At 66.0% G+C, this 15,671-nt stretch carries 19 protein-coding genes; 11 read left to right on the forward strand and 8 right to left on the reverse strand.

Annotation, left to right across the window (positions count from 1 at the left end; all coding sequences use genetic code 11):
- Window positions 1–280: 280 nt before the first annotated feature.
- From PVW46_RS01145 to PVW46_RS01155, 3 genes are read right to left on the reverse strand one after another with little or no spacing between them, the layout of a single operon-like run.
- Window positions 281–823 (reverse strand): hypothetical protein, encoded by a 543-nt coding sequence (locus tag PVW46_RS01145; protein WP_139132227.1) that lies wholly within the window; start codon window positions 821–823, stop codon window positions 281–283.
- An 18-nt stretch (window positions 824–841) separates the two neighbouring features.
- On the reverse strand, window positions 842–1,318 hold the full coding sequence (locus PVW46_RS01150; RefSeq protein ID WP_069208171.1) for a dihydrofolate reductase: 477 nt from the start codon (window positions 1,316–1,318) through the stop codon (window positions 842–844).
- 7 nt (window positions 1,319–1,325) lie between these two features.
- Window positions 1,326–2,117, reverse strand: coding sequence for a thymidylate synthase (locus PVW46_RS01155; RefSeq protein ID WP_069208170.1), 792 nt, complete (start codon window positions 2,115–2,117; stop codon window positions 1,326–1,328).
- A 136-nt stretch (window positions 2,118–2,253) separates the two neighbouring features.
- Between PVW46_RS01155 and PVW46_RS01160 the strand changes: the two genes are divergently transcribed.
- Window positions 2,254–5,130: a CheR family methyltransferase gene (locus PVW46_RS01160; RefSeq protein WP_274573990.1), complete on the forward strand. Its 2,877-nt coding sequence runs from the start codon at window positions 2,254–2,256 to the stop codon at window positions 5,128–5,130.
- Here PVW46_RS01160 and PVW46_RS01165 read toward each other — a convergent pair whose 3' ends face one another.
- On the reverse strand, window positions 5,131–5,556 hold the full coding sequence (locus tag PVW46_RS01165) for a DNA-binding transcriptional response regulator (RefSeq protein ID WP_069210349.1): 426 nt from the start codon (window positions 5,554–5,556) through the stop codon (window positions 5,131–5,133).
- 308 nt (window positions 5,557–5,864) lie between these two features.
- Between PVW46_RS01165 and PVW46_RS01170 the strand changes: the two genes are divergently transcribed.
- The 5 genes from PVW46_RS01170 to PVW46_RS01190 are packed head-to-tail and all read left to right on the forward strand — an operon-like array spanning window position 5,865 to window position 10,109.
- Window positions 5,865–6,881, forward strand: coding sequence for a hypothetical protein (locus PVW46_RS01170; RefSeq protein WP_069210348.1), 1,017 nt, complete (start codon window positions 5,865–5,867; stop codon window positions 6,879–6,881).
- A 3-nt stretch (window positions 6,882–6,884) separates the two neighbouring features.
- The gene (locus PVW46_RS01175) at window positions 6,885–8,264 is read left to right on the forward strand and encodes a surface lipoprotein assembly modifier (RefSeq protein WP_069210347.1); all 1,380 of its coding nucleotides are present in this window, start codon (window positions 6,885–6,887) and stop codon (window positions 8,262–8,264) included.
- A gap of 35 nt (window positions 8,265–8,299) precedes the next feature.
- Complete coding sequence (locus PVW46_RS01180) at window positions 8,300–8,734, forward strand: VOC family protein (RefSeq protein WP_069210346.1); 435 nt, start codon at window positions 8,300–8,302, stop codon at window positions 8,732–8,734.
- Window positions 8,735–8,748: 14 nt separating this feature from the next.
- On the forward strand, window positions 8,749–9,435 hold the full coding sequence (locus PVW46_RS01185) for a DUF1194 domain-containing protein (protein ID WP_069210353.1): 687 nt from the start codon (window positions 8,749–8,751) through the stop codon (window positions 9,433–9,435).
- Window positions 9,432–10,109 (forward strand): DUF1194 domain-containing protein, encoded by a 678-nt coding sequence (locus tag PVW46_RS01190; protein WP_043144931.1) that lies wholly within the window; start codon window positions 9,432–9,434, stop codon window positions 10,107–10,109. Before PVW46_RS01185 ends, PVW46_RS01190 begins: the two co-directional genes overlap by 4 nt.
- 102 nt (window positions 10,110–10,211) lie before the next feature.
- Here PVW46_RS01190 and PVW46_RS01195 read toward each other — a convergent pair whose 3' ends face one another.
- From PVW46_RS01195 to PVW46_RS01205, 3 genes are all read right to left on the reverse strand, one after another.
- A complete protein-coding gene (locus tag PVW46_RS01195; protein WP_043144932.1) occupies window positions 10,212–10,709 on the reverse strand; it encodes a MarR family winged helix-turn-helix transcriptional regulator in 498 nt (165 codons plus the stop codon).
- A gap of 183 nt (window positions 10,710–10,892) precedes the next feature.
- On the reverse strand, window positions 10,893–11,165 hold the full coding sequence (locus tag PVW46_RS01200) for an FAD assembly factor SdhE (RefSeq protein WP_043144934.1): 273 nt from the start codon (window positions 11,163–11,165) through the stop codon (window positions 10,893–10,895).
- A 1-nt stretch (window position 11,166) separates the two neighbouring features.
- Entirely contained in the window at window positions 11,167–11,559 is a 393-nt protein-coding gene (locus tag PVW46_RS01205) for a helix-turn-helix domain-containing protein (protein WP_043144936.1), read from the reverse strand.
- An 88-nt stretch (window positions 11,560–11,647) separates the two neighbouring features.
- Here PVW46_RS01205 and PVW46_RS01210 point away from each other — a divergent pair, with 88 nt between their 5' ends.
- Together PVW46_RS01210 and PVW46_RS01215 are read left to right on the forward strand one after the other, a co-directional pair.
- Entirely contained in the window at window positions 11,648–12,850 is a 1,203-nt protein-coding gene (locus PVW46_RS01210) for a pyridoxal phosphate-dependent aminotransferase (protein ID WP_069210345.1), read from the forward strand.
- Window positions 12,847–13,248 (forward strand): hypothetical protein, encoded by a 402-nt coding sequence (locus PVW46_RS01215; RefSeq protein ID WP_069210344.1) that lies wholly within the window; start codon window positions 12,847–12,849, stop codon window positions 13,246–13,248. The genes PVW46_RS01210 and PVW46_RS01215 overlap by 4 nt, the downstream gene beginning before the upstream one ends.
- Window positions 13,249–13,509: 261 nt before the next feature.
- On the opposite strand, the gene PVW46_RS01220 is transcribed toward PVW46_RS01215, so the two are convergent.
- Window positions 13,510–13,968: a YHS domain-containing (seleno)protein gene (locus tag PVW46_RS01220; RefSeq protein ID WP_069210343.1), complete on the reverse strand. Its 459-nt coding sequence runs from the start codon at window positions 13,966–13,968 to the stop codon at window positions 13,510–13,512.
- Window positions 13,969–14,211: 243 nt separating this feature from the next.
- Between PVW46_RS01220 and PVW46_RS01225 the strand changes: the two genes are divergently transcribed.
- The 3 genes from PVW46_RS01225 to PVW46_RS01235 all read left to right on the forward strand — a co-directional run bounded on the left by PVW46_RS01225 (window position 14,212) and on the right by PVW46_RS01235 (window position 15,668).
- Window positions 14,212–14,406, forward strand: coding sequence for a hypothetical protein (locus PVW46_RS01225; protein ID WP_223306275.1), 195 nt, complete (start codon window positions 14,212–14,214; stop codon window positions 14,404–14,406).
- Between the two features lie 94 nt (window positions 14,407–14,500).
- A complete protein-coding gene (locus tag PVW46_RS01230; RefSeq protein WP_043144944.1) occupies window positions 14,501–14,791 on the forward strand; it encodes a hypothetical protein in 291 nt (96 codons plus the stop codon).
- A gap of 85 nt (window positions 14,792–14,876) precedes the next feature.
- On the forward strand, window positions 14,877–15,668 hold the full coding sequence (locus PVW46_RS01235; protein WP_069210342.1) for an inositol monophosphatase family protein: 792 nt from the start codon (window positions 14,877–14,879) through the stop codon (window positions 15,666–15,668).
- Window positions 15,669–15,671: the final 3 nt, after the last annotated feature.

The raw sequence follows: 15,671 nt of genomic DNA on the forward strand, positions 1-15,671 counted from the left end.
GAGGTCCCGGGGCAAGCCCGGGACGGGGTTGGTGAGGCGGGACCGTCCGAGCCTTGTGCGCAGCCGGGACAGCGCCGACCTGCGGGGTGGCGCCGCTATGGGTGGAGCGGGTGCGGTTTATCGTGACACATCCGAAGGACCTCCGGGGTTTGCGCCTGCGTCGACAAAGCGCCGCCTCGGGGGGCGGGTCGGCGCTGGCGCGGCGGCCTTCGGCCTTGTTCCGCGCCTTGGGGGAGGGGATCGGGGGGGGGGGGGCGGGTAGTTCGCCGTTAGTGTTGGTCTACTGCCTTTGTTTGAGTTCAAGCCGTAGCCATCTCTTTTTCGAAGATTGGATTTTTTCTATATCTTCAATTAGTTGCCTGCTGTGCTTTTCGACATCTTGCAAGAATTTGACGCCGTTTCCTCGGTTGAATTCATTGTGAAATAGCTCTTTGAGTCTTTGGCCGTGAGTATCATTGAAGAACCCCTGAAATCGTAAGAGGCTTGGCATTAAATCAGGCCCTAGGAGAATATGAAGGTATCCAGTGCTATTCAGCGGGCTGAGTGCGGAGTAGTCGAACCCGCTCATACGAAAGAAAACGTCTACGGCGCTTATCTCGCCTTTGGAAAGTCTTTGAGTGGATTGGCCAAGTTCACTCTCAAATTTTTGAGCTTCTCTTAGATTGTATGTTATTTCGGACTGCAACACCTTTAAGGCATTTTCAGCTTGGCTGTGTTTGGATAGAAAGCCAAGAAAGTGCTGGATAAGTGCGCCAGCAACTACACCGAGGAATAGCCAAAAGGCATTCTGAAATCCGGGTTGCGAAAAAATACCCAGCTGCATTATGCTCGCCCTTAAGTCTTAGGTTCTACATATAAACTCGTTTATCACCATGTATTGTTGGGCTGAATATTTCAATGGTGGCCCAACCTCCCGCCACCCGCTTCCCACCTCCGGAAACCACGCATCCGCGCCCTCGACCTCCAGATCCACTTCCGTGATCAACAGCCGATGCGCCAGCGGCAGCATGGCCTCGTAGATCTTTTGACCGCCGATTCCGTAGATGCGGAAATAGCCAAGCGACTGCGCCAGGGCGATCCCCTCCTCGACGGACCCGACGACATGCTCGTGCAGGGAGCGGTCCCGCGACACCACAATGTTCAGGCGCTTGGGGAGGGGCTTGAACGGCAGGCTGTCCCAGGTTTTGCGGCCCATGATGATGGCGCCGCCCAGGGTCTCGCGCTTGAACATGGCGAGGTCCTCGGGGAGGTGCCAGGGGATGTCCCCGTCCTTGCCGATGGCGCGGTTGCGGTCGTGGGCGGCGATGAGCGTGATCATGAAAACCTCAGACGGCCACGGGGGCCTTGATGGCGGGCAGGGGGTCGTAGCCGGGGAAAGAGAAATCCTCATACCGGAAATCGAAGAGGTCCGTCACCTCGCGCGCGATCTCCAACCGGGGCAGGGGGCGGGGCGTGCGCGAGAGCTGTTGCGCCACCTGGTCCATGTGGTTGGAATAGATATGCGCGTCGCCGATGGAATGGACGAAATCGCCGGGCTCGTAGCCGGTGACATGGGCCAGCATGACCTGCAGCAGCGCGTAGGAGGCGATGTTGAAGGGCACGCCAAGGAACATGTCGGCCGAGCGCTGGTAGAGCTGCAGGTGCAGCTTGCGCCCAATGATGCGGACCTGCCAGAGCGTGTGGCAGGGCGGCAGCGCCATCTCGGGCACATCCGCCGGGTTCCAGGCCGAGACGATCATGCGGCGGGAATCCGGGGTGGTGCGGATCTGGTGCAGCAGGGTCTGGATCTGGTCGATCTCGCCCTTGTAGCCGGGCCAGTGGCGCCACTGGTGGCCGTAGACCGGGCCGAGGTCGCCGTTCTCATCCGCCCATTCGTCCCAGATCGAGACGCCGTTGTCCTTGAGGTAGGTGATGTTGGTGTCGCCGGAGAGGAACCAGAGCAGCTCGTGGATGATCGAGCGCAGGTGCAGTTTCTTGGTGGTGACCAGCGGAAAGCCCTGTGCCAGGGGATAGCGGCATTGCAGGCCGAAATAGCTGCGGGTGCCGGTGCCGGTGCGGTCGGTTGACTCTTCGCCGTGGTCGAGGACCGTGCGGAGTGCGTCGAGGTATTGCTGCATGGTGTCCCTCCGGGAAAGCGGTCCCCTTGGCATAGGGTATTTCGCGGGGCGGCGGAAGCGGGACGCTTGGCGGGATCGGGGCGGCTGTGCCAAGCTGCCAGCGGGGTATCGAGGCAGGGACCGGAGGCCGCCAGGGATGATGATCGCCGCGATTTGCGCGCCGCCGGATGCGCGCGAGGCGCTGGTCGCCTGCGTGGCGGCGATCCGCCCGGGCAGCGGCCTGTGCTGGGTGGTGCTGCCGATGCGCCGGACGCCCGCCGACACAGAGCTGCTGGACGCGCTGCTTGTCGTGGCCCGGGTGCCCGTGGACATGGCCGAGGATGGGCTGGTGCCGGTTGCGGACCGGGTGGTGGTCGTGCCGGGGGGGCAGGGCGCGCGGGTGGCGGGCGGTGTCCTGCGGCTGGTGCCGGAGGATGGCTCGCCGCTGGATGACTGCCTGTCGAGCCTGGCGGAGAGCGAACCGGCGGGGATCGCGGTGCTGTTGCCCGGCGGCGTGACGCTGCCGACCCTGGGGGCGCGGGCCCTGCAGGCGGCGGGGGGCGTCGTGCTGGCGGTTGGCTCTGCCACGCTGGCGGACCGGGAGGTGACGGCAGAGGACGCGCCCGGGGTCGTGACGGCGATCCACCAGGCGCGGGTTGCCCAGGCCGCCGGCGACGGGCCAAGCAACGAACAGCTTGACCGGGCCTCGCGATTGCTGGGTTTTGCGGACCGGCCGAGGCCAGCCCTGCTGGCAGCCCGGATGTTGCGCCGCATGGCGATCGAGGGCGGGCTGGCGCCCGAGGTCTACCTGGCCCAGTTGCGCCGCGATCCGGCAGAGCGGCAACGCCTGGCGCGGGACGTCATGCAGGGCACCGCGCAGGAGGTTTCCGACGCCGTGGTGATCGACCGGCTGCGGGACCTGGTGCTGATCCCGTTGTTGCAGCGCAAACAGGCGGGATTTCGTGTCTGGGTGCCCGGCTGCGGGCAGGGTGACCTGGTCTACCAGCTTGCCATGAGGATCATCGAGCTGACGACAGAGCGGCAGGACCGGCGCCCCTGGAAGATATTCGGCACTGACACGGACGCTCTGGCCCTGCGAAAAGCCCGGTCGGGCGACTATGGGGCCGAAGCGGCGGCGGCGCTGGATCCGGGCCGCCGGGCGCGTTTCCTGCGGCGCGGCGACGGCGGCTACACGGTCGACCTCGCCTTGCGCGAACTCTGCGTCTTTGCAGAGCACGACCTCTATGCGGATGCGCCCTTTGGCTGGCTGGACCTGGTGGTCTGCCTGCGGCCCGCCCTGTTGGGCCGCCCCGAAAAGGCGGAGGTGGCGCTGGCCCGGTTCGACTATGGCCTGCAGGCAGACGGGTTTCTTGCGGTCTTGCCGCAAATGGCCCCGCTGCTGGACCCGGAGGGATTCGAGCCGCTGGGCGAGGACGGCCTGCTGTTCCGGCGCCGGAAAACCCACGGCGGGGCGCGGGTCTCTGCCATGCGCGGCCACCGGCCCGGCGAGCGGCTGACCGAAACGGCGCTGGCCGAACGTGGCGTTTTGCAGATGCTGGGGACGGTCTTTGCCTCGGTCGATGATACCGGGCGGTTCATTCATGTGTCTGCGCCGATGCGGGCCTTTCTTTCGCCGGTGCGGCCGGGCGTGGCCTATGGGCTGCAGGATCTGCGCGACCCGGCCCGCGCCCGCGCGGCGATGGAGGCCCTGGCGGAGGTGCGCGACGAGGGGCGCGAAATCGCGGTACGCACCAGTGCCGGTGAAGGGGCGGCTGCCAAGGGAGAGGTGCGCGTGACGGCTTCGGCGGAGCAGGCCGGTCGCTATCTGGTGGTGCTGTGCGACGGCGAGGACGGCGATCTGCCGGTCCTGGAGAGGGTGGGCGCCGTGCCCTGGCAGCGGCGGCTGGACCGGCTGCAATGGCGGACCGAAAGCGCCGAGATGGCGCTGAGCAGCGCCAACCGCGAATTGCTGGCGCTGAACGAGGAACTGCAATCCTCGAACCGCGAGCTTCGGATCAGCCGGGGAGAACTGGAGCTGATCAACAGCAAGCTGCAGGCCTTCAACCGCGAACTGCTGGAGTCCTCTGCCCAGCTGGAACAGCAGAATGCCGAGTTGCAGGCGATCTACGATGGTGTGCCCGTCGGGCTGGGGATGATCGGCAAGGACATGCGCTGGCTGCGCGGCAACAGGTTCCTGGCCGAGCTGTTCGGGCTGGACCTGGACGCGCTGCGCCTTGCGCCGGGGGATACCCCGGTGCCGGTGCAGATCGGTGATTTCGCCGCGCGGATCGAGGCGGTGCTGGACGGCGCCGCGCCGCTGGAGGGGATCGAGATTACGGCCGCGCAGGATCGGCGGCTGGTCGGCGATATCTTTCCGGTGTTGCGCGACGGAGAGGTGACGGCGGCGGGCATTGCGGTGCGTGACGTGACCTCGGAACGGGCGCTGGAGGAGCAGAAGGACCTGCTGACCGCCGAGCTGCAGCACCGGGTCAAGAACATGCTGGCGGTGGTGCGGGCGGTGACGCGGTTCACCGCGCAACGGTCGGGCGACAAGACCGAACTGGCCAGCCGCCTGTCGCAGCGTCTGGCCTCGATGGGGCGGACGTTCGAGCTGTTGTCGGACGGGGGCTGGGACTGGCAGGGCCTGCGCGGGCTGGCGCAGTCCAGCCTGGCCGCCTTTGTGGATCTGAGCGACGAGAGGTTCACCTACCAGGGAGAGGACGTGGCCCTGCCGCCCGAGGAGGCGCAGGCCATCGGCCTGGCCCTGCACGAACTGGGCACGAATGCGGTCAAATACGGGGCATGGAGCGTGCCGGATGGCCGGGTGGTGCTGGATATCATGACCAGCGGCGAGGGGCTGTCGCGGATGACATGGCGCGAAACCGGCGGCCCTGAGGTGGTGCCGCCCGAGCGGACCGGCTTTGGCGCCTTCCTGCTGGGCACGATCCTGGGCCGCCAGTTGCAGGCCACTGTGGTGATGGATTATCGTCCCGAGGGGCTCTGTGTCACGATCTCGCGGATGGGCGCGGGATGATCAGGCCGGCGCGGGTTCGAGCCCGGAGAGGTTGCGCAGCACGCGGACCAGTTCCTCGACCGGCTGGCTCTTGCTGAGCACCTCGACGTCCGGGGCGATGTCGCGCAGGCCCAGCGGGTTCGACACATAGGCGCTGTAGACGGCGGTTCGGCAGCCGCGCGCGTGCAGGATGGCCAGCAGGCGCCGTCCCTCTTCGCCGATGACCACATTCGAGCTCATCTGGCGGCCAAGGTCGAGGTCGAGCACGCAGAGGCGCGGGGTGTCCTGCGACAGGCTGGACAGGGCAGCGGTGTAGTGGCTGACCGGCGGCAGCGGGTTCAGCCCGGCCTCTTGCAGTGCCTCGAAAAGCTCTGTCGAGAGAAAGGCGTTGTCCTCGACGATCAGGGTCGGCCCTGCCGTTCTCGTGCCTGTGGTCTCGCCGGTCATGGCCCTAGCTGCCTCGCGTCTTAAATTCATTGGCGCCATGCGGCGCAGCAAAAACCGTGCGCGCCGTGCCCCGATACATCGGACAGGTGACGTGCACGGGCATACCTTTCCGGTTGCCGATCTGAAAGCACGCGGACAGGTGGCCCGGGCATTCGCCCATGAGCGTGGGGCCTGTCAGCCATTCCAGAAATCCCCGCTGTGGGACGATTATGCCGCACATCCAGCCGCTTCGCCAAGCCAAGATTGACTTTTTCAACCGTGACACGCACGCTGTGGACAAAATAAAAGGCAAGACCTGAGGCAGTCCCATGTATCGCATTATTGCAGCGCTCGCTCTCGCGGGCGTCCTTGCCGCGTGTGACGGCGCGACTTTGACCGGCGACGGCGGGTCGGGAATTGGAACCGGGGCACAGCCACTGGTGCCAGAACCTGATCCCGGGACCGGCGGTGGCACCGATCCCGACGCGGATCCCGATCCCGACAACCTGTACACGAGCGAGCTGGAAGATGCCTCGGAAGATCTGCGCGTCGACGAGATGACATTCGACCCGGACACCGGCGAGCTGGTCTTCAACGAGCTGCCCTTCGACAGCGACAAGGCCGTGGCCGGTGCGAACGTCTACGCCAAGGACACGGGCCTCAGCGCCATTCTCAATCCCGGCGGCACCGGGTTCGACGCCTACCGCAACACGGCAGGGCCTTCGGGCACGTCGCAGTATTTCGCGGTGTTCCGCCGCTCGCCCAGCGGCTTTAGCCAGGTGGGCGCCGTCGGCACGGATCGCTACCTGTCGTTCGGCTTTGGCGGGGCTGCGGCGCAGCGCCTTGAAGGCAGCGGCGCGCTGCCGAAGGGGACGGATTCCTATGTCTTCACAGGCGAATACGCCGCGGTCCGCACTGTTGTTGTCGATGGCTCACCGGATACGGAAATCCAGTACGTGTCCGGCCTGGCGCGGATCGAGGTCGACGTCGAGGATCCGGACATCTCCGGCGCGGTCGAGGGCGTTATCGTCAGCCGGGAGTTCTTTGATGCCAACGGCGTGAACATTGCCGCGCTGAGCGGTGCGGATTTCCTGTCGCTGGCCACGGCCGAGATCAACTTCGACACCTGGACGATCAACTCTTCCGATGCCAGCGCCATACGCTCGGACGGCGAAGTGACCCAGACGGGCACCTGGTCGGGGCTTTTCGCGGGGCCTGACGGCGAAGAGGTTGTCGGCATCGTGGTGATCGAAGGACAGGGCCCGGTGGGCATCGACCCGGCGACGGGCGAGTTCCTCACCGAGGATGTCCGCGAGACTGGCGGTTTCATCGCAACGCGCCCCTGACCCATGCGCCTGGTGGCCCACCTGATGCGTGCCTTGCGACCGGCCATCCTGGCCGGCGCGATGGCTTTGATGTCAGCCCCGGCCGGGGCCGAGGCGGTCCGGATGAGCGTGGACGAGGCGCGCGGCGCCGCGGCGCGTGCCCTGATGGCCGGACAGGCGGAACTGGCGCTGGTGCTGGCCGAGGGCGTGCTGCTGGGCGCGCCCGGCGATACCGACGCGCTGATGATGAAATCCCGCGCCCTGTCGCAGCTTGGCCGCAGCGCCGAGGCGGCGGAGGCCGCGCGCCTCGCCTTTGGCGGCACGAATGACGAGCGCGAGCGGTTCTTTTCCGCGATGCTGATGGCGCAGGCCCGCGCCTCTGGCGGGCGGCCCGGTGTCGCGCAGCTCTGGCTGCGCCGTGCCGCGCAGATGGCTCCGGATGATCAGCTGAAGGCCGTGGCGGTGCGCGATTTCCGCCAGTTGCGGCGGCTGACGCCCTGGCGGCTGTCGCTGGATCTGTCGGTTGAACCGTCGGACAACCTCAACGGCGCCCCCAGGACCAACCGATTTACCTTTGCCGGGCTGCCTTTCGTCAATCCTTCGGCGGTGCCGCTGTCCGGGGAACGCTATGTCCTGGGCGCCGACTATGTCCGCCGTGTCCCGCTGAGCGAGACCCGGCGGCTGAACCTTGGCCTGTCGACAGAGTTCCAGCGCGTGCGGTTTTCCCAGGAGGCGCGCGACAAGGTGCCGGGGATCAGGGACGCGGATTACCGGCAGGACGCGCTGGCGCTGAGCCTGGGTTACGAGGCGCGCGGGCAGGATGGCAGCTGGCTGGGAAAATCGCAGCTGTCGGTCACGCGGCACTGGCTGGGCGGACAGCTTTTCGCCGATGCCGCGCGACTGGACCTGAGCTATGGCCAGACGATTGCGCCGGGGTTGATCGGGGCGCTGCGCTATGGCTACGAGGTCGAGGAGCGGCACGATGCGGCGGTGCGGGATGCGCAGACCCGCGAACTGGGCCTGACGCTGACACGGGCCTATGGCCGGTCGACGCTGGGTCTGGACCTGCTGGTGTCCGACACGGCTTCGGATTCTCGGCTGGTGGCGCGGGAAAGCGCGCGCGCGGCGCTGAGTTATCGCCTGGGCAAGCCGGTCAAGGGCGTGTTGCCACGGCTGACCCTGGCCTGGGAAGTGACGGATTTCGACATGGGGCCGACCACCTTCTGGATCGAGCCGCGGCGGGACGAGGAGCTGACCGTTTCACTGGACCTGCTGTTGCCGAACTACGATCTCTACGGCTTTGCCCCGGAAATCGGGGTTTCCTTCCGCGACCGGAGTTCCAATTATACCATTTACGAGACCCGCGGCACGGATCTGCGGCTGGGTCTGAAATCGGTATTCTGAAAGACGGTCCGCGCGGGCGGGCCGGAAGGGACAAAATGGGAATCAAGTATCTGCACACGATGGTCCGGGTGAAGGACCTCGACGCGTCGATCGCCTTTTACAAGATGCTGGGGCTGGTCGAGCGCCGCCGGAGCGAGAACGAGAAGGGCCGGTTCACGCTGGTCTTCCTGTGCCCGCCCGACCAGGCGGATGGCCACGCGGATCTGGAACTGACCTATAACTGGGACGGAGATGACGGTCTGCCCTCGGACGGTCGTCATTTCGGTCACCTCGCCTACACGGTGCCCAACATCTACGAGATGTGCCAGTCGCTGATGGACGCGGGCGTGACGATCAACCGGCCGCCGCGCGACGGGCACATGGCCTTTGTCCGTTCGCCCGACAACATCTCGATTGAACTGTTGCAGGAAGGCGAGGCGCTGGCCCCGCAGGAACCCTGGGCCAGCATGGGCAACACGGGTCACTGGTGAGCCGCCTTGGCTGCATGATCGCTGCCGCGCTGGCGGCGCTGGTGCCGGCGGGGGCCGAGGCCGCCTGCCGGCTGGCGCTGCTGCTGGCGCTGGATGTCTCCTCTTCCGTGGACGAGGCGGAATACCGGCTGCAGCGTGACGGCCTGGCCGCGGCGCTGACCAGTCCGGACGTGCAGGGCGCGATCCTGCAGCAGGGCGGCAGCGTTGCGCTGGCCGTCTACGAGTGGAGCGGGCGGCGGCAATCGGTGGTGGTGCAGGACTGGGTGCTGCTGCAGAGCGCGGGCGATATCGCGGCGGTGGCCGCGCGGCTGCGGACCGTGCAGCGGTCTTACCGGCGGTTCCCGACGGCGCTGGGCTATGCGCTGGGCTTTGGCGCCACGCTGATGCAGGAGGCGCCCGCCTGCGAGCGGCAGGTGATCGACGTGTCCGGCGACGGGATCACCAATGACGGGTTCTGGCCCGGGCTGGCCTACAAGCATTTCCCGTTCGAGCGGATCACGGTCAATGCGCTGGCGGTGCTGGGGGCCGACCCCTCTGTGGTGGATCACTACGAGTTCGAGGTGCTGCACGGGCCGGGGGCCTTCATCGAGACCGCAGAGGGCTACGAGGGGTTCGAACGGGCGATGATCCGCAAGCTGTATCGCGAGGTCCAGAACCGGATCGTCGGCGGTTTGCCCTATGTCGGGCCTGGACCGGGATGACCCGGCTGCTTGGCCTTGCGGCGCTACTGATTTGGGGCGCTGGCGCCGAGGCGGCCTGCCGCCAGGCGCTGGCCCTGGGGCTGGACGTGTCGGGATCGGTCGACGCAGAGGAATACCGGCTGCAACTGGACGGGCTGGCCGGCGCGCTGGAGGACCCGGAGGTCATGGGCGCCTTGCTGGCGATGCCCGAGGCGCCAGTGGCCTTGGCCGTTTTCGAATGGAGCGGGCCGGGATCTCAGCGTTTGGTGGCGCCCTGGCGGCGGATCGAAGGGCCGGCGGATGTGGCCGATCTGGCGGCGCTGTTGCGGGGGACGCAGCGGGGGCAGCTGGGTCAGTCCACCGCGATAGGGGCAGCCAAGAGGTTTGGTGCGGCGCTGTTGGCCGAACAGGAGGTTTGCTGGCGCCAGGTGCTGGACCTGTCGGGCGACGGCAAGTCGAACACCGGGCCAAGACCGCAGGACAGCCGCCCGGGCGGGATCACGATCAACGGGCTGGTGATCGGGGCCTCCGGCGATGCGAACGGGATCGGTGCGCTGGCCTCTTACTATCGCGCCTATGTCATCGCTGGGCCGGATGCCTTTGTCGAGACCGCGCTGGGTTTCGAGGCCTTCGAGGCGGCGATGGTGCGCAAGCTGAAGCGCGAATTGCAGGTGCTGGCCGTGTCGTCCAGATAGAGGCCGGGACGTCTGGGCGCCGCTCCTGCGCCGCAGGCGCAGATCGCCCCGCCCGCCGTCCCACCAGGGCGCCGTCCGGGCTGTATCGCCCGGCCCGGCGCCTCAGTAGATGTAGCGGATCTGGTCGGTCCAGTAGCGTTCGACGCGGCGCAGGGCGGTGGTAATCTCGTCGATGCCATCGACCGAAAGCACGCCCTTGCCCTGCAGACCGTCCGCGTGGCGGGAAAAGAGATCACCGACGATGTCGCGGATTTCCCTCCCCCGCTGGGTCAGGCGCACGCGGACCGAGCGTCGGTCGATTTCGCACCGCTGGTGGTGCATGTAGCCCATCTCGACCAGTTTCTTGAGATTGTAGCTGACGTTCGAGCCCTGGTAGTAGCCACGGCTTTTCAGTTCACCGGCCGTCACCTCGTTGTCGCCGATGTTGAAGAGCAGCAAGGCTTGCACCGCGTTCACGTCGATGATGCCCAACCGCTCGAATTCGTCCTTGATCACGTCGAGCAGGAGGCGGTGGAGTCGTTCCACCAGGCTCAACGCATCCAGGTAACTCGTTATGAAGCCCTGTGCCGGCCCCTGATTCAGTGACGAATGAATGCTCATTTCAGTCTCCGCCTGTTTTTCTTGCAACGGAGCTTTCGGGTATAAACGCAAATATCGGGTTAAACCGAGTAGAAGACCCGGAAAATTCTATTGATTTCCGAGGGTTGGTTAACCAAGCTTACCAAGGCGCAAAACGCACGGATCCGCCCGGCGGCGGCCGCGGGGCGGATTCCTGCCGTGCGATCAACCGTTTGCGGCGACGCGCGTGATTTCCGAGATCATCGGGGCGTGGGTCTCGGGCGCGGGGCGCTGGCCCGAGATCCACTGGTAGAGATCCTGGTCGTTTTCCGCCAACAAGGCCTCGTAGGCATCCAGTTCGGCGGCATCCAGGGCGTCCAGACGGGCCTCGGCGAAGCGGATCAGCAGGATGTCCATCTCCTTGGTACCGCGGCGCATGGAGCGCATGCGCAGGCGGCGGAGACGGGTTTCGCGGGATTCGCCGGGGCCGGTGGTCATGTCACTGGGCCTCTGTCAGCAGGGAGCGCAGGCGCTTTTCCAGCCGTCCCAGCTTGTCCGCCTTGGCCTTGAACTGGCCGCGGAGCGCGCGGATCTCGATCAGGATGGCGTTGACGTCGGGCGCCAGAGTATCGTCCTGGTCGGGATCCGGCACGCCATCGCCTTCGCCGGTGATCAGCCAGACGATCGACACGTTCAGCACACCGGCCAGCGTGGACAGGCGGTTGGCGCGGGGTTCGTTGATGTCGTCTTCCCAGGCCTGCAGGGTCTTGAGCTTGACGCCCAGGCGCTTGGCCAGGACCTCCTGGGTCATGTTGGCTGCCTCGCGGGCAGCAGCGAGCCGGTCGCCGAAGGTGGCGGATTCGGGCCCGTACCAGTCTTTCGAGTTGTCCATGATCTTACCTTTCCGGTGAAGCCGCTTGAACGCCGTTTGGGCGCAAACTATGACAGGGCTGGCCAATTTTCAAACGACGAGCCCCCTTATGCCCTTTCTGTCGCAGACGCTGTCCCGCGTGAAACCCTCCCCGACGGTCGCCGTCACGCAACTTGCGCGCGAATTGGCGGCCGCAGGGCGCGATATCATCGGACTCGGCGCCGGCGAGCCGGACTTTGACACACCGGACAATATCAAGGCTGCGGCAATTGCGGCAATCGAAGCGGGGAAAACGAAATACACTGCGCCGGACGGAATCCCCGAACTCAAGCAGGCGGTCTGTGACAAGTTCGCCCGCGAAAACGGGCTGACCTACACGCCTGCCCAGATCAGCGTCAGCACCGGTGGCAAGCAGGTGTTGTATAACGCGCTGATGGCGACGCTGAACCCGGGTGACGAGGTCATCATTCCGGCGCCCTACTGGGTCAGCTACCCGGACATGGTGCGCCTGGGCGGCGGTGAGCCGGTGATCGTCGAAGGCGCCGAGGCCGAGGGTTTCCGGATCACGCCCGAACAGCTGGAGGCGGCGATCACGCCAAGGACCAAGTGGTTCATCTTCAACTCGCCGTCCAACCCGACCGGCGCCGGCTATGACCGCGCGGCGCTGAAGGCGTTGACCGATGTGCTGATGCGCCACCCGCATGTCTGGGTCATGTCGGACGACATGTACGAACACCTGGCCTATGACGGGTTCGCATTCGTCAGCCCGGCGCAGGTCGAACCGGGGCTGTATGACCGCACGCTGACCGTCAATGGCGTCAGCAAGGCCTACGCGATGACCGGCTGGCGGATCGGCTACGCCGGCGGCCCGGAGGAACTGATCGGTGCGATGCGCAAGGTGCAGGGCCAGTCCACGACCAACCCCTGTTCGATCAGCCAGTGGGCCGCGGTCGAGGCGCTGAACGGGCCGCAGGACTTCCTGGCAGAGCGTGCGGCGGTCTTCGCCAAGCGGCGCGACATGGTGGTCGCACGGCTGAATGCCTGCGCCGGGATCACCTGCGCCACGCCCGAGGGGGCATTCTACGTCTATCCCTCGGTGGCGGACTGCCTTGGCAAGACGTCGAAAGGCGGGCGCCGGATCGACACGGACGAGGATTTCTGCACCGCCCTGCTGGAAGAAGAGGGGGTTGCGGTGGTCTTTGGCGCGGCCTTCGGCCTCAGCCCGCATTTCCGTGTCAGCTATGCCGCCTCGGACGCGCAACTGGCCGGCGCCTGCGACAGGATCGAACGGTTCTGCGCGGGGCTGACATGACCGCAGACCTGCCCGAGTTCTATTTCCGGGTGCGCGAAAACGGCGCCTTGGTCTATCGCGTCGACACCGAGAACCGGCAGCGGCGGATAGAGATGGACCAGATCGCCGTGGTCAACGTCAACAAGGGTGAGATCAAGCCGCATGGCGACCGTGAGCTGACGCCGGGCGAACTGGAAGAGATCCGCGCCTGGATGGAAGACCGCCAGCGGCTGCTGGCGCTGCGCGAGATGGACGACATCCATCGGGCCATCGACCACCTGAACCTGACCGCGCAATGGGCGCAGGCCCGCGCGACGCCGGAACAGCTCGAAGAGGTGACGGACGCGCTGCTTTTGGCGATGCATGACCTGCGCAGCGTCCTGGTCCGCAAGAAGGCGGACCGGGTGATGAAGGGCTGACACGCCCTCCTGTTGGGCATCGAGGTGGCGATTTGCCTGTAAATCGGGCAGGTCGTTGCCGAAGTTAACGAATGCAGCGGGCGACCTCTTCATTCCTTGGGGCTTGGGCCCTACGTTCAATCCATGTCACAGAACCAGACGACACTGATGCAACGCGATACAGGTGGGCCGTTCGATCTTGGCCGGCCCCTGTTTCCCCTGTCTCCGGATGACGTGCGGGCGCTGCTCGCCCGGCAGGGCTGAGCAGGCCGCGCAAGGCGATTATCCCAGGATGCCCGGCCAGTTGGCACGGCCCTTGGCGATGTTTCCCTCTATGTCTCGCAGCCACAGCGTGCGGGCGCGCAGGCTGGCGTTGAGGAAAAGCTGGCCATCGTGGATCGTCCAGGCCTCGGGGATGGTCGGCGCGAGGTAGCCGCGCGAGGCGGCATAGGCGCAATAGCCCCCGAATTGCGGCGCATAGGCCTTGGGGTCGGCCTCGAAGGCGGCGGCGTTCCCGGCGTCGGAGAATTGCCATGAGGCGCCTTTCCAGCTGAGCGCAGCGGCACCGCCGGCCACTGGTCCGTTTCCGGCGAAATAGGCCACCGGGTCGGATCCGTCGATGGCGATCCCGTTTTCGGCGTAGATCTCTGGTTCGGCGGCCAGGGCGCGGCGCGTGGTGAACAGCAGGGCGGGGGCGGCAAGGGCAAGGCCAAACGTGGCGCGGCGTGTCAGGTTCGTCATGGCGGTCTCCGGTGGGTGTGGCGGGTGTCTTCAGGATGGGACGACCGGCGGGCGGGCAAAAGCCCCCGACACGGGGACGTGACGGGGCGTGTGCCGGCAAAATTTCTCGCCCGGTCGTCATAAACCTGTTACATTCGATGCATGACAAGATCAGTCCTCCCAATCTTGCTATGCCTCGGGTTGCCGATCGGACCGGCCGTCGGCAGCCCGATTGCCGAAGTCATATGCGCCCCTTCCGAACAGATGACACGCAAGCTGGTGGAACAGTTCGGCACCGCGCGTCGCGCCACCGGGCTGCGCAGCCCCGAGGAAGTGGTCGAGATCTGGACCGATGATCAGGGCGACTGGACCATGATCATCAGCTACGCTTCGGGTCAGTCCTGCATCGTCGCGATGGGCGAACACTGGCAGGATCTGGGGCGCGGAGATCCTGCCTGAAGCGGGAGAATCTTCCGGAAATGACACGAAAAAATTGACTCGCGCTGCCGTGCTGGTAGCTTGTGGACAATTGCACCGTCTTTTGGGGGACATTATGAAACTGACTTTGACCGCCGCTGCCACGGCGCTCGCTCTCAGCGCGACCTCGGCCTTTGCCTGGGGCGACATGTACATGGGCGACGCGACCAACGATCCGAATTCGAATTTCCTGGTCCACACCTACAATGCGCCGAACTATTGCCCGCAGGGGTTGCAGCCGGTTCTGGCGGGCGGTGTCGTCTGCTGCGGCAAGCCGAACGCAGGTGCCTATTACAACCATCCGGGCCACACCAGGTCCTATTCGCCGAAGTTCGTGCCGGGCGAAAAGGGCGCCGTCTACCGCTGAGGCGCCGCGCCCCTTGGCATTGCCTGTCAGGCCGCGTATACGCGCGGCCTGATTTCATTTGTGACCACGCGGGAAAGGCCGGGCCATGCAGGGCAGCGCGAATCTGAACATCATGATGAAGGCGGCGCGCAAGGCGGGCCGCTCGCTGGTCAAGGACTTCCGCGAGGTCGAGAACCTCCAGGTCTCCATGAAGGGCGCGGGCGACTTCGTGTCGAAGGCCGATATCGAGGCCGAGCGCATCCTCAAGGAAGAGCTGATGGGCGCGCGGCCGAACTATGGCTGGCTGGGCGAGGAAGGCGGCGAGGAGGCGGGCAGCGACCCGACCCGGCGCTGGATCGTCGATCCGCTGGACGGTGGCACCAACTTCCTGCACGCGCTGCCGCATTGGGCAATTTCCATCGCCTTGGAACACAAGGGGCAGATCGTGTCGGCGGTGGTCTTCGACGCCGCCAAGGACGAGATGTTCTATGCCGAACGCGGCGCGGGTGCCTGGCTGAACGATTCCAAGCGTCTGCGCGTGTCCGGTCGGCGCCGCATGGTCGAGGCGGTCTTTGCCACCGGCATCCCCTTTGCCGCGAAACGCACCCTGCCCGCGACGCTCAAGGATCTTGCCCGCGTGATGCCGGAATGCGCTGGCGTGCGCCACCTCGGCTCGTCCTCGCTGGACATGGCCTATGTGGCCGCGGGCCGCTTCGAGGGCTACTGGGAGCGCGAGCTGAACCTCTGGGACATGGCCGCAGGCTACCTGATCGCCAAGGAGGCCGGTGCGCTGGTCGATGGTGTCCGCGAGGGGCAGGACCCCTTGGAAAGCGGCAGCATCATCTGCGCCAACAACGAGATCTTCAGCGGCTTCACCCGGATCCTGCGCGCCGGGTGAGGG

This window comes from Mameliella sp. AT18 (assembly GCF_028807275.1).
Classification (GTDB): domain Bacteria; phylum Pseudomonadota; class Alphaproteobacteria; order Rhodobacterales; family Rhodobacteraceae; genus Antarctobacter; species Antarctobacter albus.